The sequence below is a fragment of the Nocardioides sp. P5_E3 genome (genome assembly GCF_054049275.1).
Genome location: NZ_JBFUMR010000003.1, coordinates 160,436 through 181,943 on the forward strand (window position 1 = coordinate 160,436; position 21,508 = coordinate 181,943).

Below are 21,508 nucleotides of genomic sequence, written 5' to 3' on the forward strand. Positions count from 1 at the left end.
CGGGCATCGCCACCCGCCCCGGTCAGGGCTGGATGCGGATGATCCGGTCGTCGTCCGGTGTGGGCTCGCCGCGCCCGTCACGGTTGGAGGTCGTCAGCCAGAGCAGCCCGTCGGGTGCGACGGCCACGGTGCGCAGCCGCCCGTACTCCTCACCGAAGAACGCCCGCGGCTTCGACGCCTTCCCGTCGGCGGAGACCGCGATGCGCCACAGGCGCTGGCCGCGCAGGCCCGCCATCCACAGGTGGCCGTCGGCGAAGGCCAACCCACTCGGCGAGGCCTGGTCGACCGGCCACACCACCTGCGGATCGATGTACGACGCATCGCCGCCGACACCCTCGACCTCCGGCCAGCCGTAGTTGCCGCCCTTCTCGACCAGGTTGAGCTCGTCCCACTCCGAGTCGCCGAACTCCGAGGCCCACAGGCGCCCCTCGTCGTCCCACGCCAGGCCCTGGACGTTGCGGTGGCCGAGCGACCACACCGGAGAGTCGGGGTCCGGGTTGCCGGGGGCGGGGTCGCCGTCGGGCGTGATGCGGAGGATCTTCCCGGCCAGGCTCTGCGGGTCCTGGGCCAGGTCGGGGTTGCCGGTCTCGCCGGTCGTGACGTAGAGGTGGCCGTCGGGGCCGAAGGCGATGCGCCCGCCGTCGTGGATGAAGCCGGCTGGGATGCCGTCGAGGACGACTGTCGTACGTCCGAGCCGAGAGCCGTCGAGCTCTGCTCTGACGACTCGGTTGTCCGTGTCGGTGGTCAGGTAGAGGAACAGCGTCCGGTCGGTCTCGAAGTCCGGGGACACGGCGACGCCGAGGAGGCCGGCCTCGCCCTGGGGCACGGCGCCCGCGACCGTGCCGAGCGGCGTCACCTCGCCGTTCGTCCCGACGCGGTCCACGCGCCCGGAGATCCGCTCGGTGACCACGGCGTCGCCGTCCGGGAGGAAGTCCACGCCCCACGGCACCTCGAGTCCCTCGACGAGCGTGTCGACCACCTCGGGCGGGCCGCCGGGGGAGCCGGACGACGTCCCGGGCCCGGACTCGCTGTCGGTCGGGGTGTCGGTGGGGGTCGGCTGGCTCGGCAGGTCGGTGGGCTGGGTGACGCGCGGGATCGGCTCTGCGTCGGTGCCCGAGCAGCCACCGGCCGCGGCGCCGAGCGCGAGCGCCAGCGCCGCGAGGGCGACCTTGGATGTCCTGTCGCCCCCGGTCATGTGGCCAGTGTGCCGTGGGCCGCCGAATGGTCGTCGTCGTGACGGCCCCGTGGCTCGCTCGGGTTCGCTCCCGAGCGGGTCGCGCCGATCGACGCGGCGACGACGCACCCGATGGCCAGCCACTGGAGGGGGGACAGGTGCTCCTGCAGCACCACGATCGCGGCGAGCGCCGCGGCGGCCGGCTCGAGGCTCATCAGGATGCCGAACACCGCGGGTCGCAGGCTGCGCAGCGCGACCAGCTCGCAGCTGTAGGGGATGACCGAGCTGAGCAGCCCGACGAGCGCACCGATCAGCAGCACGCGGCCGTCCCACAGCGACGTACCCGCGCTCAGCAGCGCGGGCACGGTCATCGCGACCGCGGCGATGATGCTCGCCACGGCGAGACCGTCGAAGCCCGCCCACCGCCGCCCGGTGCTCGCGCTGAGCAGGATGTACGCCGCCCACGCGGCGCCCGCGAGCAAGGCGAACGCGACACCGACGAGGTCGAGCCCGGTCCGCTGGAAGCCGAGGAGGGCGACCCCGACCGCGGCCAGCAGCACCCAGACCAGGTCGCGGGCGCGACGCGAGCCGAGGAGCGCCAGGGACAGCGGGCCGATGAACTCGATCGTCACGGCGATGCCGAGCGGGATGCGGGAGAAGGACTGGTAGATCGCCCAGTTCATCGTCGCGAGGCTAGCGCCGAAGCCGAGCACCACCAACCAGTCGCGCTGCGTCCGGCCGGTGAACCTCGGTCGGGCGACGGCGGCGAGCACGAGCGCGCTGGTCACCAGGCGCAGCCACACCATCGCGGTGGGGGAGATCTCGCCGAAGAGGCCCTTGGCGATCGCCGCGCCGAGCTGGACCGACAGGATCCCGACCATCACCAGGCCTACCGGTCCGAGCAGGGTCGGGCTCGGTCGCTGGGTCACCGGGCAAGCCTATTCAGCCCGCTGCGCCCTCCTCGAGGCTGTCCAGCGCACGGCGGGCGTGGCGTCCCTCGGCGGCGAAGTAGTCGAGCCCCCAGTCGGCGACCAGCGACGGGAACCGGAACGGCTCGCCCGGCCGGTCCGCGCCGCGCAGCGCCTCCCGCACCTCGGCGAGGTCGGTCGTCGCCCGCTCCAGCTCGTCGAGGTAGTCCTCCAGCATGCGTCGGGTCTGCTCGGGCTCGCTCGCGTGGCCGATCAGCAGCCGCAGCAGCACGGTGTGCTTGAGGACCGGGAACCCGGCGGGCGTCTGGTCCATCCAGTCCCGGAGCGCCTGCTGGCCCTCCTCGGTGATGGCGTACGTCGTCACCGCGCGGCCGTCGTCGGGACGCGCGTCCGCCCGCACGAGGCCGAGCCCGGTGAGGCGGCGCAGCTCGGTGTAGATCTGGCTCATCGCGGGGGAGACCCAGTAGAAGCGGAGCGTGAGGTCGGCGCGCTGCTTGATCTCGTACCCCGTCAGCTCGTCGCCGAAGGTGAGGAGGCCGAGGATCGCGTAGCCCGTCACCGGGACGTCTTGACTCATCGCCCTCCGAGAGTAGTGTTCCTAATCGGAATAGTCACCCAACTCGCCGTCGCGGAGGCCCCGATGTCGCGCACCCTGCTCATGGTCGGAACCCGCAAGGGCATGTGGCTCGGGACCTCGGACGAGTCCCGCACCTCGTGGGACTGGACCGGGCCGCACTTCCCGATGGAGGAGGTCTACTCCGTCATGGTCGACACCCGCGGCAGCACGCCACGCCTGCTTGCAGGCGCCTCGTCGAGCTGGCTCGGCCCCCAGGTGTGGCGCTCCGACGACCTCGGCGCGACGTGGGACGAGACGCCCAACGGCGCCGCTCGCTTCCCCGAGGACACGGACACGACGTTGGCCCGGGTGTGGCAGCTGCAGCCCGGCACCTCTGCCGACGGCGGTGACGGCGTCGTCTGGGCGGGCACCGAGCCGGGCGCCGTCTTCCGCTCGGAGGACCGGGGCGAGACGTTCTCGCTCGTCCGCGGCCTCTGGGACCACCCGCACCGACCCGAGTGGAACGAGGGCTTCGGCGGGCAGGCCTTCCACACGATCCTGCCCCACCCCTCCGACCCCTCACGCGTCCTCGCGGCGCTGTCCACGGGCGGGGTGTACACCACCGAGGACGGCGGCACGTCGTGGAAGGCGTCGAACACCGGGGTGAAAGCCGAGTTCTTCCCCGGAGAGCGCAACTACCCGGAGTTCGGCCAGTGCGTGCACAAGGTCGCCCGGGACGCCGCCGATCCCGAGCGGCTCTACCTGCAGAACCACGGCGGCGTCTACCGCTCCGACGACGGCGGCGCGTCCTGGCAGGACATCGCCCCGGGGCTGCCGACCGAGTTCGGCTTCGCCATGGTGGCCCACCCGCACCGCGCCGACACGGCGTACAACTTCCCGATCACGGGCGCCGAGGCCCGCTGGCCCGTCGACGGGAAGGCGCGGGTCTACCGCACCACCGACGCCGGCTCGTCCTGGGAGCCGCTGGGGGAGGGGATCCTGCCCGACGGCTACTACACCGCCGTCATGCGCGACGCCCTCTGCGTCGACGACCACGACCAGCCCGGCCTCTACTTCGGCGGCCGCAACGGCGGTGTCTGGGCCTCGCCCGACGAGGGGGCGTCGTGGCAGGAGATCCACAAGGACCTGCCGGACGTCCTGGTGCTCCGTGCCGCGCGGATCTGACATGACCCTGACGAACGCGCCGACCGAGGTCTAGCCTCACGCCATGGCCGACTTCTCCCTGTCGCGAAGCACCCGCGTCCACGCGTCCCCTGACCGCATCCATGCGCTGCTGGACGACTTCCGCGAGTGGCAGAAGTGGTCGCCCTGGGAGGGCGTGGACCCCGACCTGGACCGGAAGTACTCCGGCCCCGACCACGGCGTCGGGTCGGCGTACCACTGGGCAGGCAACAAGAAGGCCGGCGAGGGCGAGATGGCCATCACCGAGTCCACCCCGACGTCGGTCGTCGTCGACCTGGTCTTCCTCAAGCCCTTCAAGGCCACCAACGTCACCCGCTTCGACCTCGCCCCCGTCGGCGACGCCACCGACGTCACCTGGACGATGACCGGCACCCGCAGCGCGATCATTTCGGTGGGCGGCAAGCTCTTCTTCGACAAGGCGATCGCCAAGGACTTCGACCGCGGCCTCGCCGACCTCAAGACCCAGGCCGAGCGCGGCGCCTGACCCACCCCCTTGCCGGTGAGTCTGTCAGCGACTCAAGGTCCTGGCGGCCTGTCCGGCCTCTGCTGCCGCCGGCAGTTGCCGGTGAGTCTCTGAGCGACTCACCGGCAAGGGAGGGCGGGAGGAGCCGGCGAACCAGGGAGCGCGGGACCGGCCTCGCCGGGCCGGTCGGATGGGGGCCACGAATCGTCCACAGACGACCTCATGACGGGGTCCTGGGTCACGGTTGTGGACGAGGGCCGACCGCTGTGGGTGCCGGTGGGTGTGCTGGGAGTACGAGGTGCCCGACCGCGGGTGCCGGTACGAGAGGTGGGGCAGTGGATCTGGTGAGTCGCGAGGACGAGGACCAGCAGGGCGGTACGGCGGAGGTCGACGGATCGACCTGGGACTGCTTGGCGAACTGGACGCAGGCCGAGAGGGACTACTGGTTCATGGGCCCGTTCGACGGCGGCATGCCGGGCATGGTCCGCCGGATCAGGCGGATCCTGGACGTGTCCCAGCGTGGGCTGGCCGCGATCCTGGAGGTGTCGCAGTCGGTGGTGGCGCGGTGGGAGACCGGGCGTACGAGTCCGCGGGCGTCCATGGTCGAGCGGCTGCTGCGGCTCGCCCACCTGCGGGTCACCGTCCACGACGAGGACGGGAGTGAGGTCGGGCCGATGCGTGCTGACGGGGCGCGGACCTACGGTGGCAGCCGTTTCCCGGCGCACGTCGACCTGCGCGCCACCGGGTGGTGGGTCCCGCGGAGGTTGCGGGCGATGACGTCCGTCGAGGCGTTCACCTGGCGCGACCGGTCCAGGCGGCTGGGGGACCCGGCGATGCGCTACCACGTCTCGCGGTTCCGGAAGGAGATCGAGCGGGAGCTGCACGGCACACCGGACGACCACCCGGCGTCGCACCAGCTCGCCGCCGAGGTGCGCTTCCTGGACGAGCGACGGGAGGCGTGGAGACCGCGGCGGGCGGCCTGACGGACCAGGCGACCGGGATGAGACACCGCGAAGCGGCGACGGGCGCGCCGACTAGCCTGCAGCCATGACCCATGCAGCCGACGGACCCGACATCAAGCCCCGCAGCCGCGACGTCACCGACGGGCTCGAGAAGGCCGCGGCACGGGGCATGCTGCGTGCGGTCGGCATGGGCGACGACGACTGGGAGAAGCCCCAGATCGGCGTCGCGTCGAGCTGGAACGAGATCACCCCCTGCAACCTGTCCCTCGACCGGCTCGCCAAGGCCGTGAAGAACGGCGTGCACGCGGGCGGTGGCTTCCCCCTGGAGTTCGGCACCATCTCGGTCTCCGACGGCATCTCGATGGGTCACGAGGGCATGCACTTCTCGCTCGTCAGCCGCGAGGTCATCGCCGACTCGGTCGAGACCGTGATGATGGCCGAGCGCCTCGACGGATCGGTGCTCCTCGCCGGGTGCGACAAGTCGCTGCCCGGGATGCTCATGGCCGCCGCGCGGCTCGACCTGGCCAGCGTCTTCCTCTACGCCGGCACGATCATGCCCGGGCAGGTCGACGGCAAGGACGTCACGATCATCGACGCCTTCGAGGCTGTCGGTGCCTGCCTGGCCGGCAAGATCACCCGCGAGAAGGTCGACGAGATCGAGCGTGCGATCTGTCCGGGTGAGGGCGCCTGCGGTGGGGCCTACACCGCCAACACGATGGCCAGCGTCGCCGAGGCACTCGGCATGTCCCTGCCCGGCAGCTCGAGCCCGCCGGCGGTCGACCGCCGCCGCGACGGCTTCGCGCACAAGTCGGGCGAGGCCGTCGTCAACATGCTCCGCCATGGCATCACCGCCCGCCAGATCATGACCCGCCCCGCCTTCGAGAACGCGATCGCGATGGCGATGGCGCTCGGCGGTTCGACCAACGCCGTCCTCCACCTGCTGGCCATCGCCCGCGAGGCGGAGGTCGACCTGACCCTCGACGACTTCACGCGCATCGGTCGCACCGTCCCGCACCTGGCCGACATGAAGCCGTTCGGTCGCTTCGTGTGGACCGACTTCGACCGCGTCGGCGGCATCCCGGTGCTGCTCCGCGCCCTGCTGGACGCCGGTCACCTGCACGGCGACGTGCTGACCTGCACCGGCAAGACGATGGCCGAGAACCTCGCGGAGCTCGACCCCAAGCCGCTCGACGGCGAGATCCTGCGCCAGCTCGACCGGCCGATCCACGCCACCGGCGGACTCACCATCCTCAAGGGCACGCTCGCGCCGGAGGGGGCCGTGGTCAAGAGCGCCGGCTTCGACGACTCCACCTTCACCGGCACCGCCCGGGTCTTCGACGGCGAGCGCAAGGCGCTCGACGCCCTGGGCGAGGGCGCCATCACCGCAGGCGACGTCGTCGTCATCCGCTACGAGGGCCCGAAGGGCGGGCCGGGGATGCGCGAGATGCTCGCCATCACCGGGGCGATCAAGGGCGCCGGCCTCGGCAAGGACGTCCTGCTGATCACCGACGGCCGCTTCTCCGGCGGCACCACCGGTCTCTGCGTGGGCCACATCGCCCCCGAGGCGAGCGACGGCGGCCCCATCGCGTTCCTCCGCGACGGCGACCAGATCACCCTCGACGTGGCGAACATGACCCTCGACGTGCACGTCGACGAGGCCGAGCTGGCCGCGCGCGCCGAGGGCTGGGAGCCGTTGCCGCCGAAGTACACCCGTGGCGTGCTCGGGAAGTACCGCAAGGTCGTCCAGAGCGCCGCCCACGGAGCGGTCTGCTACTGACGTACGGCCGGGCCCACTGGAGGGTCCGGGCGGCGGATAGGTTGCCGTGGTGAGCACTCCGATCCAGCTGGGCGCAGCCGAGCGCGACGCCGCCGACCCCCTTGCCCGTTTCCGCGACCGGTTCGTCGGGGCCGCGAGCGACCTCGTCTACTTCGACGGCAACTCCCTCGGCCGCCCCGTCGCCGCGACGGCCGGCCGGCTCGGCGCGTTCGTCGAGCAGGACTGGGGCGGCCGCCTCATCCGCGGGTGGGACGAGCAGTGGATGGACCTGCCGACCACGCTCGGCGACGACCTGGCGCGTGTCTGCCTCGGCGCCACCGCGGGCCAGACGGCCATCGGCGACTCGACCACGGTGTGGCTCTACAAGCTGATGCGCGCCGCCGTCGACCACGCCGTGCGCACGGATCCCGGCCGCACCGAGATCGTCATCGACACCGACAACTTCCCCACGGACCGGTACGTCGCCGAAGGCATCGCCGCCGAGCGTGGGCTGACGCTGCGGTGGATCGAGGTCGACACCTCCGAGGGCGTCACCGCCGACCATCTCCGCGAGGCGGTCGGCGAGCGCACCGCCCTCGTCGTGCTCAACCACGTCGCGTACCGCTCGGCCTGGCTCGCCGACGCCCCGGAGCTCACCCGGATCAGCCACGACGCCGGCGCCCTGGTCCTCTGGGACCTGTGCCACTCCGCGGGCTCGGTGCCCATTGCCCTCGACGAGTGGGACGCCGACCTCGCCGTCGGCTGCACCTACAAGTACCTCAACGGCGGCCCCGGCTCCCCGGCCTTCGGCTACGTCAACGCGCGCCTGCAGGACCAGCTCACCCAGCCGATCCAGGGCTGGATGGGCCACGCCGACCCGTTCCTGATGGGGCCGGGCTACACGCCCGCTCCGGGCATGCGGAGGTTCATCTCCGGGACCCCGCCGATCCTCGGCATGGTCGCCATGCAGGACATGCTCGCGCTGGTCGAGGAGGCGGGCATCGAGGCGATCCGCGCCAAGTCCGTCGCACTGACGTCGTACGCCGTCGAGCTCGCCGACGCGACGCTGCCCGACGTCACCCTCGCCTCGCCGCGCGACCCGGCCCTGCGGGGCGGCCACGTGACCCTCCACCACGACCGGATGCGCGAGGTCACCGCGCTCCTGTGGGAGCGGGACGTGATCCCGGACTACCGCGACCCCGGCGGCCTGCGGCTGGGGCTCTCCCCGCTGTCGACGTCGTTCGACGAGGTAGAGCGCGGCATCGCCGCCGTGGCCGAGGCCCTGCGATGACCGGGCCGGTGGGGGTGCGGTTGTCGGCGACGCGGACCCGGTCGACCAACGACCACGGGCAGCCGCTGGGCCGTCCGGTCGAGTGGACGGGTGCGACCGCGCCGGCGAAGGACGTGGTCCTCGAGGGCCAGGGTGTCCGCCTCGAACCGATCGGCGCCCAGCACGCTGACGACCTGTTCGCGGCGCTGTGCCGCGAGGACGACGACGCGCTCTGGACGTACCTGGCCTGGGAGCGCGCGCGCGACCGCGTGCAGATGGCCGCGCTCGTCGAGCAGCTCGCGACCGACGACGAGCGGGTGTTCGTCGCGATCGTGCCGACCGAGACCGGCCGGGCGGCCGGCTTCTGCGGGCTGATGCGCATCGACCCGCAGATGGGCTCGATCGAGGTGGGAGCGATCGCCTTCGGTCGCCAGCTCCAGCGCAGCCGCGCCGCCACCGAGCTGCAGGCTCTCCTGATGCGTCACGTCTTCGACGACCTCGGGTACCGCCGTTACGAGTGGAAGTGCGACAGCCTCAACGCGCCGTCGCGTCGCGCAGCGCTCCGGCTCGGCTTCATCTGGGAGGGCCGGTTCCGCAACGCCCTCGTCTACAAGGGCCGCAACCGCGACACCGACTGGTTCTCGATCACCGACGGCGAGTGGCCGCGCGTGCGCACAGCGCTCGACGCGTGGCTCGACGACGACAACTTCGACGACATGGGCCGCCAACGCACCCGCCTGGCCGCCCGGGCCCCGCGACCCGACCAGCAGGAGGCCTGAGATGGACCAGCGCGTCAGCTTCATCACCCTCGTCGTGACCGACCTCGACGCCACCCGGCGCTTCTACGTCGAGGGCCTGGGCTGGGAGCCCGAGATCCACGTGCCGGGGGAGGTGCTCATGTTCAAGGTCGCCGACAAGGTCGTGCTGAGCCTGTGGACCGAGAGCGGCTTCGTCGCCGAGGTCGGCCAGGCGCCGGCGCGCGGCGGCGTACCCCCCGTCACGCTGTCCCACAACCTCGCCACCACGCAGGGCGTCGACACCGTCCTCGAGCAGGCCCGGGCCGCCGGGGCGTCGCAGGTCGGCGAGGCGAGCGGGCGCGACTGGGGTGGCTACTCGGGATACTTCGCCGATCCCGACGGCTTCCGCTGGGAAGTGGCCTACAACCCGGGCGAGATCGGGCAGTCTGTGCTCCCGTGAGCACCGCCAGCGCCGGGAGCACCGGACCCGCCGTCCCCGGGTGGGACGACTACTTCCTCGGCATCGCCGACGCCGTCGCCGCCCGGGCCAAGTGCACGCGCCGACGGGTGGGCGCCGTCCTCACCATCGACCACCGCATCATCGCCACCGGCTACAACGGCGCCGCGCCCGGCGAGGACGACTGCCTGGCCGGCGCATGCCCGCGCGGGCAGCTCGGGTACGACGAGGTGCCGGGGCTCGGTGACTACGACCGGCCGGGCACGGCGGGCTTCTGCATCGCCATCCACGCCGAGGTCAACGCCCTGCTGTTCGCGACCCGCGACACCAAGGGTGCGACCGCCTACATCACCGACCCGCCCTGCCCGGGCTGCCGCAAGGCGCTCGCCGCTGCCGGCGTGATCCGCGCTATCTGGCCCGACGGCGAGCACGACCGCGAGGGCCTCACGACCTGGAGTCGGTAGCCCCGGTTGCCCGTGAGTCTCCAGGAGACTCAAGGTCCAGCGCCTTCTTCTCCTCGGCCTTGCGTCGGCGCTTGACCTCGCCCCGCGCGATGAAGAACGCGATCAGGATCGGGATGGCGAACTTCCGTACGGTGTCGACCCACGGCGGCAGGTCGGGCAGGTTCACGTCGGGCCGCGGGATCGCCGGGAGGCGGATGTCGGGCCACGGGATGGAGGGCAGGTCCGGCCACGGGATCGACGGCAGGTCGACGTCGGGCCACGGGATGCTCGGCCACGGGACGAGCGTCAGCAGCCAGATCACCAGGACGGGTACGCCGACGCCCGCCGCCGCAATGGCCGTCTGCCGCGCGGTGTGCAGGTGGGGGTGCGCACCGATCCACTCGGCGCGCTCGGCCGCCTTCGACCCGGCCTCGGGCTCGAGGTCGGTGCCTCCGAGGCCGGTGTGCGCCTCGGTCTCGGAGTCGTGCAGCGTGACACGGCGGGTCGGCCCGGTCACCCCGAACTTGAGTCGGACGGCCCCGCCCACGCCCTTCGGCGCGACGACGAAGGTCTCGTCCGAGGTCTTCTTCCGCCCCGCCTCGACGCCGTCGCGGGTCCAGACGGCCTCGCGGACGAGTGCGCCCCGCTCGACCGCGACGGCGTGCTCGTGGCCGTCGTGGACGAGGTGCCAGCGTTCGGTGTCCCCCATGCGTGCAATACTAGAGCATCCACTCCAAGAAAGGGCGTGACGGGTGGCCCGCACCGTTGACCCCGAGCGCCACCTCGCGCGCCGGCTGGTGATCATCGACGCCGCCCTCACCTGCTTCGCCGCCACCGGCTACGCCGGGACGTCGACCGCGGCGATCTGCCGCGAGGCCGGCATCGGCTCCGGCACGTTCTTCCACTACTTCCCGACCAAGCAGTCGCTGCTGCTGGCGATCCTGGCCCTCGGCACCGAGGAGACCCGGGCGTGGTTCGACGCCCGCGCCGAAGACGCCGACGCGCTCGCGGTCGTCGAGGCCTACGTCGACCACACGGCGGAGGAGATGTCCGAGCCTCGGCTTGCCGGGTTCGTCCGGGCGGTCGGCGCGGTGATGGGGGAGCCGGAGGTCGAGGCCGCCCTGGCGCTCGACAGCCGGGTGCTCCAGGAGGGGCTCGAGCCCTGGGTCGCCCGCGCGCAGGAGGCCGGACAGGTGCGCACCGACCGCTCCGCCCACGACCTGACGGCGTGGCTGATGGTCGTGATCGACGGCTTCCTCGGCCGGCTCGCGGTGGACGCGGACTTCACGGCCGACGCCCAGCGGGCCACGCTCGTCGACGTCGTACGACGACTGCTCGCGCCCGAGGCGCAGTCCTAGCTGGGACGGACCCAGACGATCTCGCCCGACTCCCACATGCCCAGGGCGACGGGGACCAGGCTGCTCATCGCCTCCGACGGCGTCAGCCCCGCCAGGTCCTCGGCGTGCTCGGTGCCGTAGGCCTGGCCCGCCGCGTTGTTCTGCTCGTCGACGCTGGAGTCGCGACGGTTGCGGGTGCCGGCCTCCTGCGCGGCCGCGATCGAGCGGGCGACGTCGACCCCGAAGCGCGCAGTGAGCGTCGCCTGCCACATGAAGTGGCGCATCGCGTTGGTGCGCCCCGGGACGCCGCGGCCGTGGGTCGCGGCCGCCTTCAGGGCGGCCTGCGAGACGCGCAGCACCTCGAAGGCGCCCGAGGGTCCGAGGCCGGCCCTGGTCGCGGCGGCGTACAACCGCGGGACCCCGGTCCCGGCATGGATGGCCTGCTGCACGACGTCACCGAAACCCATGGACACACAGTGTCAGACTCGTGACATGTCCCGACCACTCCGCTTCCCGGCCCCGCTACGCCCCGGTGACCGCATCGCCGTGACTGCTCCGTCCGCCGGCGTCACGGGCGCCTCGGCGGCGCGGATCGAGTTCTGCCTGGACTGGCTGCGTGGTCGCGGGTACGACGTCGTGGTGGGGGAGTGCCTCTACGGTGACGGCCTCACCTCCGCCCCCGCGGAGCAGCGCGCGGCCGAGCTGACCCGCATGCTCGCCGACCCCGACATCCACTGCGTCGTGCCCCCGTGGGGCGGCGAGACCGCGATCGACATGGTCGACCTGCTCGACTGGGACGCGCTCGCCGAGGCCGAGCCCACGTGGCTCGTCGGCTACTCCGACATGTCCACCCTCCTCCTGCCCGTCACGACCCGCCTCGGCTGGGCCACGCTCCACGGCGACAACCTCGCGGACACGCCGTACTCCGTCCCCGACGGCCTGCTGCACTGGCTCGACCTGGCAGGTGAGCCGGGGCCGTTCGTGCAGCGCGACTCCGGCCTGGTCGCGACGTGGGTCCGCTTCGAGCAGGACGCGCGGGCCACCGAGTGGACGCACGTCGGACAAGGCCGCTGGGAGGTGGAGGGCGGGGGTCGGCTGGACGTCGCCGGCCGGCTGATCGGCGGCTGCGCCGAGACGGTCGCCAACCTCGCCGGCACGCCGTACGGCGACGTGCGCGCGTGGGCCGAGGACCTCGACGAGCCCACGATCGTCTACGTCGAGGCGTGCGAGGAGAACGCGATCAACATCTGTCGCTACCTCCACTCCCTGCGGCTGGCGGGGTGGTTCGACCGGGCGGCCGCCGTGCTGGTGGGCCGGACCAGTGCGCCCGACCACGAGGACCTGACGCAGCGCGAGGCGGTGCTCGACGCCCTGGGTCGGCTGGACGTCCCGATCGTGTGGGACCTCGAGATCGGGCACGTGCCGCCGCACCTGCCGCTCATCAACGGGGCGCTCGCCCGGGTCGTCGTCGACGGTGAGACCCGCGAGATCACCCAGTCCATCGCCTGAGGTCGGCGACGGCCGGCGACACGAAGGGGCTGGTCGCCGTCGGTGGACGGTGGCAGGGTCGGTGCCATGAGCGATGCGACCACGGACCCGAAGGCGCGCCTGAGCCACGACGAGATCCTCGAGGCAGGTCTCGACGACTGGCGCAAGGTGCTCAACCGGCTCCGGGCCCGCTTCCGGACCGGTGACTTCGCGACGGGCGTCGCCCTCGTCGACCGCATCGGGGCCGCCGCCGACGAGGCCGACCACCACCCCGACGTCTCGCTGACCTACCCCGAGGTCATCGTCACGCTCAGCAGCCACGACGTCGGCGGGATCACCAGTCGCGACGTCGACCTCGCTCGGCGGATCAGTGGCTTCGCGGCCGAGCTCGGCGCGAGCGCCGACACCTCCGGGCTCACCGCCCTCGAGCCCGGACTCGACACGGCCGCGCCCGAGCGGCTCGGCGCCTTCTACGCCGCGCTCCTCGATGGCGAGGTCGCGGACGGCGAGCCCGTCGACCCGAGCGGTCAGGTGCCGGGGCTGTGGTTCCAGAAGGGCGAGCGCGGCGAGTCCACCCTTCCCCCGCAGGAGCCCGAGCAGCGCTGGCACTTCGACGTGTGGGTGCCCCACGACGAGGGCGAGCGGCGGCTCGAGGCGGTCCTCGCCGCCGGTGGCCGGCTGGTGAGCGACGCCGAGGCGCCGTCGTTCTGGGTGGTCGAGGACGCCGACGGGAACCGCTCCTGCATCTGCACGCCGCTCGACCGCGGGTGACCGGACCGCCTTCCCGGAGCGCGCCGCGCCACATGGCGAGACTCCCGTTCCATATGCTGGGACGCCTGTCACACTTGCTTGACGCCGGACCACCCCGGCGACGACGGTTGTCGCATGCGCACCGAGATTCTTGTACGCACGCGACGCGTGAGCTGAGGCCAGTCGGCCAACGCACGCGCGTCACCCCTCGTCGCCCACCGGGCCGAGGGGTTTTTTCATGGGCTCATCGCCGGACATCGCACACGCAGGAGAGAAGGACATGACACAGCAGGGCGCACAGGGAAGCGGATCGGTCACGGGCGCGCAGAGCCTCGTCACGTCCCTCGAGGCGGCCGGTGTCACCGACATCTTCGGGATCCCGGGCGGTGCGATCCTCCCGGCCTACGACCCCCTCATGGACTCCACGCGGATCCGCCACATCCTGGTCCGCCACGAGCAGGGTGCCGGGCACGCCGCCCAGGGCTACGCCGCCGCCACCGGCCGGGTGGGTGTCTGCATGGCGACCTCCGGCCCCGGCGCGACCAACCTCGTCACGCCCCTGGCCGACGCCCACATGGACTCGGTGCCGATGGTGGCCGTGACCGGGCAGGTCGGCGCCGCGATGATCGGCACCGACGCCTTCCAGGAGGCCGACATCCGCGGCATCACGATGCCGATCACCAAGCACAACTTCCTGGTCACCGACCCCGCCGACATCCCGCACACGATCGCCGAGGCCTTCCACATCGCCTCGACCGGCCGTCCGGGCCCGGTGCTCGTCGACGTGGCCAAGTCGGCCCTGCAGGCGCAGACGACGTTCGCCTGGCCCGACGAGCTGCACCTGCCCGGCTACCGGCCTGTGACGACGCCGCACGCCAAGCAGATCAAGGAGGCCGTCCGGCTGATCCGCGAGGCCCGGCGCCCGGTGCTCTACGTCGGCGGCGGCGTCATCCGCGCCGGCGCGTCGCGCGAGCTGGCGCAGCTGGCCGCGCTGACGGGCATCCCGGTCGTCACGACGCTGATGGCGCGCGGGGCGTTCCCCGACAGCCACCCGCAGCACCTCGGCATGCCGGGCATGCACGGCACCGTCGCCGCGGTTGCCGGCCTGCAGAAGAGCGACCTGATCATCAGCCTGGGCGCGCGGTTCGACGACCGGGTGACCGGCAACCTCGACTCGTTCGCGCCGAACGCGCTCGTCATCCACGCGGACATCGACCCCGCCGAGATCGGCAAGAACCGTCACGCCGACGTGCCGATCGTGGGCGACTGCAAGGAGGTCATCGCCCAGCTGGTCGCGCTGCTCACGACCGAGGGCGCCGACGGCGACTACGAGGCGTGGGTGGCCTTCGTCGCCGGGCTGAAGACGCGCTACCCGCTCGGCTACGACACCCCGGCAGACGGCTCGCTCGCCCCGCAGTACGTCATCGAGCGGCTCGGCGCGATCGCCGGCCCCGAGGCGATCTACGCCTCCGGTGTCGGCCAGCACCAGATGTGGGCGGCGCACTACGTCGGCTACGAGAACCCCAACACGTGGATCAACTCCGGCGGCCTCGGCACGATGGGCTTCGCGGTGCCGGCGGCGATGGGAGCCAAGGTCGGCCGGCCCGACAGCACGGTCTGGGCGATCGACGGCGACGGCTGCTTTCAGATGACCAACCAGGAGCTCGCGACCTGCGCGATCAACGACATCCCGATCAAGGTCGCGATCATCAACAACGAGTCGCTCGGCATGGTGCGGCAGTGGCAGACGCTCTTCTACAACGAGCGCTACTCCAACACCGACCTGCACTCCAAGCGCATCCCCGACTTCGTCAAGCTCGCCGAGGCCTACGGCTGCGTCGGCCTGGCCTGCGAGTCGCCCGAGGAGGTCGACGCGACCATCGAGAAGGCCATGGCGATCGACGACCGGCCGGTCGTGGTCGACTTCCGCGTGCACCGTGACGCGATGGTGTGGCCGATGGTCGCCGCCGGCACCAGCAACGACGAGATCAAGTACGCGCGCGACCTGGCGCCCCAGTTCGACGAGGACGACATCTGATGACGAGCCCCAGCAACAAGCACACCCTGAGCGTGCTGGTCGAGAACAAGCCGGGCGTCCTGGCCCGCATCGCGAGCCTGTTCTCGCGCCGCGGCTACAACATCGACAGCCTCGCCGTCGGCCCGACCGAGCACCCCGAGATCTCGCGGATGACCATCGTGGTCAACGTCGACGAGTCCCCGCTCGAGCAGGTCACCAAGCAGCTCAACAAGCTCGTCGAGGTCATCAAGATCGTCGAGCTCGACGGCGCCGCATCGGTCAACCGCGAGCTGCTGCTCGTCAAGGTCCGCGCCGACGCCACCACCCGTGGCGCGGTGCTCGACGCCGTCCAGCTCTTCCGGGCCAAGGTCGTCGACGTCGCACCCGACGCGGTGACCGTTCAGGCCGTCGGCAACGCCGACAAGCTCGCCGACCTGCTGCGCGTGCTCGAGCCCTTCGGCATCCGTGAGCTCGTGCAGTCGGGCATGGTCGCGATCGGTCGCGGGTCGCGCTCGATCAGCGAGCGCACCCACCGCCCCGTCGCCGTACCCGCCCCCGTTTCCGCAATCGCCAACTGACCCAGATCTCGATACGCCGCTCGTTCCTCGCGGCTACTCGATCACCGAGTGAACCACCAACATGAAGGAGAGCCCCCAGTGGCTGAGATGTTCTACGACGACGACGCCGACCTGAGCCTGATCCAGGGCAAGAACGTCGCGGTGATCGGCTACGGCAGCCAGGGCCACGCCCACGCGCTGTCCCTGCGCGACTCCGGCGTCGACGTCCGGATCGGCCTGCAGCCCGGTTCGAAGAGCCGCGACAAGGCCGAGGCCGAGGGCCTGCGCGTCCTCACCCCGCGCGAGGCGGCGGAGGAGTCCGACCTGATCGTGATCCTCGCCCCCGACCAGCACCAGCGGAAGCTCTACGCCGAGGAGATCGAGCCGGCGCTGACCCCGGGTGACACCCTCGTCTTCGGCCACGGCTTCAACATCCGCTTCGGCTACATCACCCCGCCCGAGGGCGTCGACGTCTTCATGGTCGCCCCCAAGGGACCCGGCCACCTGGTGCGTCGCGAGTACGTCGACGGGCGCGGCGTGCCCGTGCTCGTGGCGGTGGAGAAGGACGAGTCCGGCAAGGCCTGGGACCTCGCGCTCTCCTACGCCAAGGCGATCGGCGGCCTGCGTGCCGGCGGCATCAAGACCACCTTCACCGAGGAGACCGAGACCGACCTGTTCGGTGAGCAGGCCGTGCTCTGCGGCGGCGCCTCCCAGCTCGTGCAGTACGGCTTCGAGGTGCTGACCGAGGCCGGCTACCAGCCCGAGGTCGCCTACTTCGAGTGCCTCCACGAGCTCAAGCTCATCGTCGACCTGATGTACGAGGGCGGCATCGCCAAGCAGCGCTGGTCCGTCTCCGACACCGCCGAGTTCGGCGACTACGTCTCCGGTCCGCGGGTCATCACGCCCGACGTGAAGAAGAACATGGAGGACGTGCTCGCCGACATCAAGAACGGCGCGTTCGCCGAGCGCTTCATCACCGACATGGACAACGGTTCGCCGGAGTTCACGGAGTTCCGCAAGAAGGGCGAGTCGCACCCGATCGAGCAGACCGGCCGCGAGCTGCGCAAGCTGATGGCCTGGGTCAAGTCGCACGACTCCGACTACACCGAGGGCAGCTCCGCCCGCTGATGCGGTCGGCGTAGACCCGCGACGACGCCAGTGACGGCCTCGGAGGTTCCCGTGAGCACCTACACCCACGGGCACGCCGAGGCCGTCCTGCGCTCGCACCGCTGGCGGACCGCCGCCAACTCGGCGGCGTACCTCCTGCCGCACCTGCACGACGGCCAGCGCCTGCTGGACGTCGGGTCGGGCCCGGGCACCATCACCGCCGACCTGGCTCGGCTGGTGCGGGAGGTCGTCGCCCTCGAGGTCGACGACCAGGCGGCAGCGCTCACCCGAGCCGAGCTCGACCGGCAGGGCGTCACCAACGCGACGGTCGTGGTGGGCGACGTCCACGACCTCGACGTCGACGGGCTCGGCGGGGTGTTCGACGTCGTCCACGCCCACCAGGTGCTGCAGCACGTCGCCGACCCGGTCCGCGCGCTCCGCGAGATGCTGCGCGTGACCCGTCCCGGCGGCGTCGTCGCCGCCCGGGACAGCGACTACGGCCACTTCTCGTGGCACCCCGCCAGCGAGGGGCTGGACCGCTGGCTCGAGCTGTACGACGACGCCGCCCGCGCCAACGGGGGAGAGCCGTACGCCGGGCGGCTCCTCCTGGCCTGGGCACACGCCGCCGGAGCTGCCCAGGTGGACGCGAGCTCTGCCACGTGGTGCTTCGCGACGCCCGAGGAGCGCGCGTGGTGGGGCAACCTCTGGGCCGACCGGCTCACCTCGACCGCCCTCGCCCGGCAGCTCGTCGACGAGGGCCGCGCGACGACGCGCGAGCTCGTGGCCGTGGCGGCCGCCTGGCGGGCGTGGGCCGAGCATCCCGACGGCTGGTTCTCGGTGCTGCACGGCGAGGTCGTCATCACCGCGTGACCCGCCCTGAGTTAGGTACGCCTAACCTAAGGTGTAGGGTCCTGCGCTGTGCTGGCGAACTACCTGATCGGGTTGCACGAAGGGCTGGAGGCGGCCTTGGTCGTGAGCATCCTCGTGGCCTACCTCGTGAAGACCGACCGTCGGCACCTGCTCCCGCGGATCTGGGCGGGCATCGCACTCGCGGTCGGCGTGAGCCTCGCGTTCGGCGCTGCGCTGACCTTCGGCCCCCGCGGGCTCACCTTCGAGGCGCAGGAGCTCATCGGCGGAGGCCTGTCCATCGTCGCGGTCGGCTTCGTGACCTGGATGATCTTCTGGATGGCCCGCGCCGCACGCGGCCTGAGTGGTGAGCTGCGCGGCCGCATCGACGTGGCCGCGGAGGGCAGCCGCTGGTCACTCGTGGTCGTCGCCGTGCTCGCAGTCGGCCGCGAGGGCCTGGAGACCGCGCTCTTCCTCTGGGCCGCCACCCAGGCCGGCACCCGCGACGCCGTCGGCGCCGCCACACCGACGTGGCAACCCCTGCTCGGCGCCGCGCTCGGGATTCTCACCGCGGTCGCGCTGGGCTACCTGATCTACCGCGGCGCCCTTTCGATCAACCTGTCGCGCTTCTTCACGTGGACCGGCGCCTTCCTCATCGTCGTCGCCGCCGGGGTGCTCGCCTACGGCGTGCACGACCTGCAGGAGGCCCGCTTCCTCCCGGGGCTCCACGACCTCGCCTTCGACGTGTCCGACTCAGTCGACATGAACACCTGGTACGGCGCCCTGCTCAAGGGGATCTTCAACTTCTCGCCGGCCACCACCAAGCTCGAGGCCGCCGCGTGGCTGCTCTACGCCGTGCCGGTGATGGCCCTCTTCCTGGTCGGCGCCCGCCGACGCTCCACCACCCCGGCCGCGCCGTCGCGTGCGGCTGCCTGAGAAAGAGGCACCTGTCCATGCGCAAGACCTTCGTGGCCGCCCTCCCGCTGCTCGCGGCCTGCACGCAGAACGCCGACACCGGCTCCGCCGGCGGGTCCGGCGACGCGGCCGACCCCCGCGCGCTCACCGTCGACTCCTCGGCCGACTCCTGCACGCTGTCGGCGACCGAGGCGCCTGCCGGAGCGCTGACGTTCGACGTGACCAACTCCGGTGACCAGGTCACCGAGTTCTACCTGCTCGGCGATGACGGCCTGCGGATCGTGGCGGAGGTCGAGAACATCGGCCCCAGCATCTCCCGAGCCCTGACGGTCAACGCTCCGGCCGGGACGTACGTCACCGCCTGCAAGCCGGGCATGGCCGGGGAAGGCATCCGCGGCGAGTTCACCGTCACCGCCTCCGACGAGGACGTCGAGGTCTCCGCCGACGAGCAGGAGCTCGTCGAGCAGGCGGAGGCCAACTACGCGGCCTACGTCGAGGACCAGTCCGCCCAGCTGCTCGAGAAGACGCAGGAGTTCGTCGAGCTCTACGCGTCCGGCAACGACGACGCCGCCCGGGCGCTCTACCCGGTCGCGCGCACCCACTGGGAGCGGATCGAGACGGTGGCCGAGTCCTTCGGCGACCTCGACCCGATGATGGACGCGCGCGAGGCCGACCTCGAGCCCGGCCAGAAGTGGACCGGCTGGCACCTCATCGAGAAGGACCTTTGGCCCCAGCGCGCCGAGGGCTACACGCCGCTGACCGACGAGGAGCGCGCGACCTACGCCGACGACCTGCTCGCCAACACCGAGGAGCTCGACTCGCGGGTGCAGGAGCTCACCTACACCGTCGACGCGATCGCCAACGGCTCGCGCGGCCTCCTCGAGGAGGTGGCCACCGGCAAGGTGACCGGCGAGGAGGAGTACTGGTCGCGCACCGACCTGTGGGACTTCCAGGCCAACGTCGACGGCGCGAAGGTCGCGTGGGAGGGCGTGCAGCCCATCGTCGAGGAGAAGGACCCCGAGCTCGCCGACCAGCTCACCACCCGCTTCGACGAGCTCCAGGCGCTGCTGGACGCCCAGCGTGAGGGTGACGGCTTCGTGACGTACGACCAGCTCACCCCCGAGCAGGTCAAGGAGTTCTCGAACTCCGTGAACGCCCTGTCCGAGCCGCTGTCGCGGCTGACCGCGGCGGTGCTGTCCTGACCGACCAGCCGACGACCACCGGACTCAGCAGGCGCGGCCTGCTGGGCGGGGGAGTCGCGCTCGCAGGCGTCGCGGGCGCCTTCGCCGCCGGTCGTACGACCGCGCATGCCGACGCGGACGTCACGGGGGTCGCTCCCGGCGACGGGCGGGAGGAGTCGTACGCCTTCCGTGGCGAGCACCAGGCCGGGATCGTCACCCCGGCCCAGGACCGCCTGCACTTCGCCGCCTTCGACGTGCTGACCGACGACCGCGAGGCGCTCATCGATCTGCTGCAGCAGTGGACCGTTGCCGCCGAGCAGATGACCGCTGGGCAACCGGCCGGGGGCGGCGCGATCGGGGGCGACGTGCGCCTGCCTCCCGACGACACCGGCGAGGCGCTCGACCTCCCGGCGAGCGGGCTGACGATCACCTTCGGCTTCGGGCCGTCGTTGTTCCGCGACGGCGAGGGCAAGGACCGGTTCGGCATCGCCGCTCGGCAGCCGGCGTCCCTGCGCGACCTCCCGCACTTCCCGGGCGACGTCCTCGACCCGGCGCGGTCGGGCGGCGACCTGTGCGTCCAGGCGTGCGCCGACGACCCGCAGGTCGCGGTCCACGCGGTCCGCAACCTGGCGCGTATCGGCTTCGGCACGGTGGCCGTGCGGTGGTCGCAGCTCGGCTTCGGCCGCACCTCGACCACCTCGACGTCGCAGTCGACGCCGCGCAACCTGTTCGGCTTCAAGGACGGCACCGCCAACGTCAAGGCCGAGGAGGCCGCCGCGCTCGACGAGCACGTGTGGGTCGCCGCCGCCGACGACGAGGCCGGCTCGTGGCTCGCGGGCGGGTCCTACCTGGTGGCGCGCCGGATCAACATGACGATCGAGGTCTGGGACCGGCAGCCGCTGGGCGACCAGGAGATGTTCGTCGGCCGGACCAAGGCCACGGGCGCACCGCTGTCGGGTGGCGAGGAACACACCGAGCCCGACTTCGCGATGCCCGGCAGCAACGACCAGCCGGTCATCCCGGTCGACGCGCACGTGCGGGTCGTGCACCCGGACCAGCACGGCGGCGCACGCATGCTGCGGCGCGGCTACAACTTCGTCGACGGCTCGAACGCCCTCGGCGGGCTCGACGCGGGGCTCTTCTTCATCGCCTACGTCCGTGACCCCGACACCCACTTCGTCCCGCTGCAGCTGGCGATGTCGAAGACCGACGCCCTTGTCGAGTACCTCAAGTTCACCGGGTCGGCGCTGTTCGCGGTCCCGCCGGGTGTCGGCCCCGGCGAGCACGTAGGTCAGTCGCTGTTCGCCTGACCCGCCGCGCTCCGCACCGGCCCCGCTTCTCGCGCTTGGCTCCTGAGCCC

General features: G+C 71.9%; 23 protein-coding genes. 18 read left to right on the plus strand and 5 right to left on the minus strand.

Annotation, left to right across the window (positions count from 1 at the left end; translation table 11 throughout):
- Positions 1-22: 22 nt before the first annotated feature.
- Genes ACXJKB_RS02730 through ACXJKB_RS02740 form a run of 3 tightly spaced genes read right to left on the minus strand, consistent with a single transcriptional unit; the run spans position 23 to position 2,680 of the window.
- A complete protein-coding gene (locus ACXJKB_RS02730) occupies positions 23-1,195 on the minus strand; it encodes a PQQ-dependent sugar dehydrogenase (protein WP_457185171.1) in 1,173 nt (390 codons plus the stop codon).
- Positions 1,192-2,103 carry an EamA family transporter gene (locus tag ACXJKB_RS02735; protein WP_457185173.1) on the minus strand — a complete coding sequence of 304 codons (912 nt, stop codon included), beginning with the start codon at positions 2,101-2,103 and terminating at the stop codon, positions 1,192-1,194. The genes ACXJKB_RS02730 and ACXJKB_RS02735 overlap by 4 nt, the downstream gene beginning before the upstream one ends.
- A 13-nt stretch (positions 2,104-2,116) precedes the next feature.
- A complete protein-coding gene (locus ACXJKB_RS02740; protein ID WP_457185175.1) occupies positions 2,117-2,680 on the minus strand; it encodes a PadR family transcriptional regulator in 564 nt (187 codons plus the stop codon).
- Between the two features lie 63 nt (positions 2,681-2,743).
- Between ACXJKB_RS02740 and ACXJKB_RS02745 the strand changes: the two genes are divergently transcribed.
- The 8 genes from ACXJKB_RS02745 (at position 2,744) to ACXJKB_RS02780 (ending at position 9,971) form a co-directional block, all read left to right on the plus strand.
- The gene (locus tag ACXJKB_RS02745) at positions 2,744-3,844 is read left to right on the plus strand and encodes a WD40/YVTN/BNR-like repeat-containing protein (protein ID WP_457185177.1); all 1,101 of its coding nucleotides are present in this window, start codon (positions 2,744-2,746) and stop codon (positions 3,842-3,844) included.
- 43 nt (positions 3,845-3,887) lie between these two features.
- A complete protein-coding gene (locus ACXJKB_RS02750; RefSeq protein WP_457185179.1) occupies positions 3,888-4,346 on the plus strand; it encodes an SRPBCC family protein in 459 nt (152 codons plus the stop codon).
- A gap of 314 nt (positions 4,347-4,660) precedes the next feature.
- Positions 4,661-5,308 carry a helix-turn-helix domain-containing protein gene (locus tag ACXJKB_RS02755; protein ID WP_457185181.1) on the plus strand — a complete coding sequence of 216 codons (648 nt, stop codon included), beginning with the start codon at positions 4,661-4,663 and terminating at the stop codon, positions 5,306-5,308.
- A 64-nt stretch (positions 5,309-5,372) separates the two neighbouring features.
- Positions 5,373-7,064, plus strand: a complete 1,692-nt coding sequence (ilvD, locus tag ACXJKB_RS02760) for a dihydroxy-acid dehydratase (protein ID WP_457185183.1) — start codon at positions 5,373-5,375, stop codon at positions 7,062-7,064.
- 49 nt (positions 7,065-7,113) lie between these two features.
- The gene (locus tag ACXJKB_RS02765; protein ID WP_457185185.1) at positions 7,114-8,334 is read left to right on the plus strand and encodes a kynureninase; all 1,221 of its coding nucleotides are present in this window, start codon (positions 7,114-7,116) and stop codon (positions 8,332-8,334) included.
- A complete protein-coding gene (locus tag ACXJKB_RS02770) occupies positions 8,331-9,092 on the plus strand; it encodes a GNAT family N-acetyltransferase (protein ID WP_457185187.1) in 762 nt (253 codons plus the stop codon). Before ACXJKB_RS02765 ends, ACXJKB_RS02770 begins: the two co-directional genes overlap by 4 nt.
- Before the next feature lies 1 nt (position 9,093).
- Positions 9,094-9,510 (plus strand): VOC family protein, encoded by a 417-nt coding sequence (locus ACXJKB_RS02775; RefSeq protein WP_457185189.1) that lies wholly within the window; start codon positions 9,094-9,096, stop codon positions 9,508-9,510.
- Positions 9,507-9,971 carry a deoxycytidylate deaminase gene (locus ACXJKB_RS02780; protein WP_457185191.1) on the plus strand — a complete coding sequence of 155 codons (465 nt, stop codon included), beginning with the start codon at positions 9,507-9,509 and terminating at the stop codon, positions 9,969-9,971. The genes ACXJKB_RS02775 and ACXJKB_RS02780 overlap by 4 nt, the downstream gene beginning before the upstream one ends.
- Here ACXJKB_RS02780 and ACXJKB_RS02785 read toward each other — a convergent pair.
- Positions 9,952-10,659 carry a hypothetical protein gene (locus tag ACXJKB_RS02785; protein ID WP_457185193.1) on the minus strand — a complete coding sequence of 236 codons (708 nt, stop codon included), beginning with the start codon at positions 10,657-10,659 and terminating at the stop codon, positions 9,952-9,954. The genes ACXJKB_RS02780 and ACXJKB_RS02785 overlap by 20 nt on opposite strands.
- 43 nt (positions 10,660-10,702) lie before the next feature.
- Here ACXJKB_RS02785 and ACXJKB_RS02790 point away from each other — a divergent pair, with 43 nt between their 5' ends.
- Positions 10,703-11,308: a TetR/AcrR family transcriptional regulator gene (locus ACXJKB_RS02790; RefSeq protein ID WP_457185195.1), complete on the plus strand. Its 606-nt coding sequence runs from the start codon at positions 10,703-10,705 to the stop codon at positions 11,306-11,308.
- On the opposite strand, the gene ACXJKB_RS02795 is transcribed toward ACXJKB_RS02790, so the two are convergent.
- Positions 11,305-11,754 (minus strand): DUF6973 domain-containing protein, encoded by a 450-nt coding sequence (locus ACXJKB_RS02795; RefSeq protein ID WP_457185197.1) that lies wholly within the window; start codon positions 11,752-11,754, stop codon positions 11,305-11,307. The genes ACXJKB_RS02790 and ACXJKB_RS02795 overlap by 4 nt on opposite strands.
- 25 nt (positions 11,755-11,779) lie before the next feature.
- Here ACXJKB_RS02795 and ACXJKB_RS02800 point away from each other — a divergent pair, with 25 nt between their 5' ends.
- The 9 genes from ACXJKB_RS02800 (at position 11,780) to efeB (ending at position 21,458) form a co-directional block, all read left to right on the plus strand.
- Entirely contained in the window at positions 11,780-12,796 is a 1,017-nt protein-coding gene (locus tag ACXJKB_RS02800; protein ID WP_457185199.1) for a S66 family peptidase, read from the plus strand.
- Positions 12,797-12,862: 66 nt separating this feature from the next.
- Positions 12,863-13,546 carry a 4a-hydroxytetrahydrobiopterin dehydratase gene (locus tag ACXJKB_RS02805; RefSeq protein WP_457185201.1) on the plus strand — a complete coding sequence of 228 codons (684 nt, stop codon included), beginning with the start codon at positions 12,863-12,865 and terminating at the stop codon, positions 13,544-13,546.
- 259 nt (positions 13,547-13,805) lie between these two features.
- Positions 13,806-15,563 (plus strand): acetolactate synthase large subunit, encoded by a 1,758-nt coding sequence (locus ACXJKB_RS02810; RefSeq protein ID WP_457185203.1) that lies wholly within the window; start codon positions 13,806-13,808, stop codon positions 15,561-15,563.
- On the plus strand, positions 15,563-16,120 hold the full coding sequence (ilvN, locus tag ACXJKB_RS02815) for an acetolactate synthase small subunit (protein WP_457185205.1): 558 nt from the start codon (positions 15,563-15,565) through the stop codon (positions 16,118-16,120). The genes ACXJKB_RS02810 and ilvN overlap by 1 nt, the downstream gene beginning before the upstream one ends.
- Positions 16,121-16,198: 78 nt before the next feature.
- Entirely contained in the window at positions 16,199-17,227 is a 1,029-nt protein-coding gene (ilvC, locus tag ACXJKB_RS02820) for a ketol-acid reductoisomerase (protein WP_300046014.1), read from the plus strand.
- A 51-nt stretch (positions 17,228-17,278) separates the two neighbouring features.
- The gene (locus tag ACXJKB_RS02825; protein WP_457185207.1) at positions 17,279-18,076 is read left to right on the plus strand and encodes a class I SAM-dependent methyltransferase; all 798 of its coding nucleotides are present in this window, start codon (positions 17,279-17,281) and stop codon (positions 18,074-18,076) included.
- A 48-nt stretch (positions 18,077-18,124) separates the two neighbouring features.
- Positions 18,125-18,988 (plus strand): iron uptake transporter permease EfeU, encoded by an 864-nt coding sequence (efeU, locus tag ACXJKB_RS02830; RefSeq protein WP_457185209.1) that lies wholly within the window; start codon positions 18,125-18,127, stop codon positions 18,986-18,988.
- A 17-nt stretch (positions 18,989-19,005) separates the two neighbouring features.
- Entirely contained in the window at positions 19,006-20,169 is a 1,164-nt protein-coding gene (gene efeO, locus ACXJKB_RS02835; protein ID WP_457185211.1) for an iron uptake system protein EfeO, read from the plus strand.
- Positions 20,166-21,458 (plus strand): iron uptake transporter deferrochelatase/peroxidase subunit, encoded by a 1,293-nt coding sequence (efeB, locus tag ACXJKB_RS02840; RefSeq protein WP_457185271.1) that lies wholly within the window; start codon positions 20,166-20,168, stop codon positions 21,456-21,458. Before efeO ends, efeB begins: the two co-directional genes overlap by 4 nt.
- The last annotated feature ends 50 nt before the right edge of the window (positions 21,459-21,508 follow it).

Excerpts from the sequence above, each read along its gene's own strand:
- ACXJKB_RS02730 (WP_457185171.1), bottom strand. The coding sequence starts at position 1,195 with ATGACCGGGGGCGACAGGACATCCAAGGTCGCCCTCGCGGCGCTGGCG.
- ACXJKB_RS02740 (WP_457185175.1), bottom strand. The coding sequence starts at position 2,680 with ATGAGTCAAGACGTCCCGGTGACGGGCTACGCGATCCTCGGCCTCCTC.
- ACXJKB_RS02745 (WP_457185177.1), top strand. The coding sequence starts at position 2,744 with ATGTCGCGCACCCTGCTCATGGTCGGAACCCGCAAGGGCATGTGGCTC.
- ACXJKB_RS02750 (WP_457185179.1), top strand. The coding sequence starts at position 3,888 with ATGGCCGACTTCTCCCTGTCGCGAAGCACCCGCGTCCACGCGTCCCCT.
- ilvD (WP_457185183.1), top strand. The coding sequence starts at position 5,373 with ATGACCCATGCAGCCGACGGACCCGACATCAAGCCCCGCAGCCGCGAC.
- ACXJKB_RS02770 (WP_457185187.1), top strand. The coding sequence starts at position 8,331 with ATGACCGGGCCGGTGGGGGTGCGGTTGTCGGCGACGCGGACCCGGTCG.
- ACXJKB_RS02775 (WP_457185189.1), top strand. The coding sequence starts at position 9,094 with ATGGACCAGCGCGTCAGCTTCATCACCCTCGTCGTGACCGACCTCGAC.
- ACXJKB_RS02785 (WP_457185193.1), bottom strand. The coding sequence starts at position 10,659 with ATGGGGGACACCGAACGCTGGCACCTCGTCCACGACGGCCACGAGCAC.
- ACXJKB_RS02795 (WP_457185197.1), bottom strand. The coding sequence starts at position 11,754 with ATGGGTTTCGGTGACGTCGTGCAGCAGGCCATCCATGCCGGGACCGGG.
- ACXJKB_RS02800 (WP_457185199.1), top strand. The coding sequence starts at position 11,780 with ATGTCCCGACCACTCCGCTTCCCGGCCCCGCTACGCCCCGGTGACCGC.
- ACXJKB_RS02805 (WP_457185201.1), top strand. The coding sequence starts at position 12,863 with ATGAGCGATGCGACCACGGACCCGAAGGCGCGCCTGAGCCACGACGAG.
- ACXJKB_RS02810 (WP_457185203.1), top strand. The coding sequence starts at position 13,806 with ATGACACAGCAGGGCGCACAGGGAAGCGGATCGGTCACGGGCGCGCAG.
- ilvN (WP_457185205.1), top strand. The coding sequence starts at position 15,563 with ATGACGAGCCCCAGCAACAAGCACACCCTGAGCGTGCTGGTCGAGAAC.
- efeO (WP_457185211.1), top strand. The coding sequence starts at position 19,006 with ATGCGCAAGACCTTCGTGGCCGCCCTCCCGCTGCTCGCGGCCTGCACG.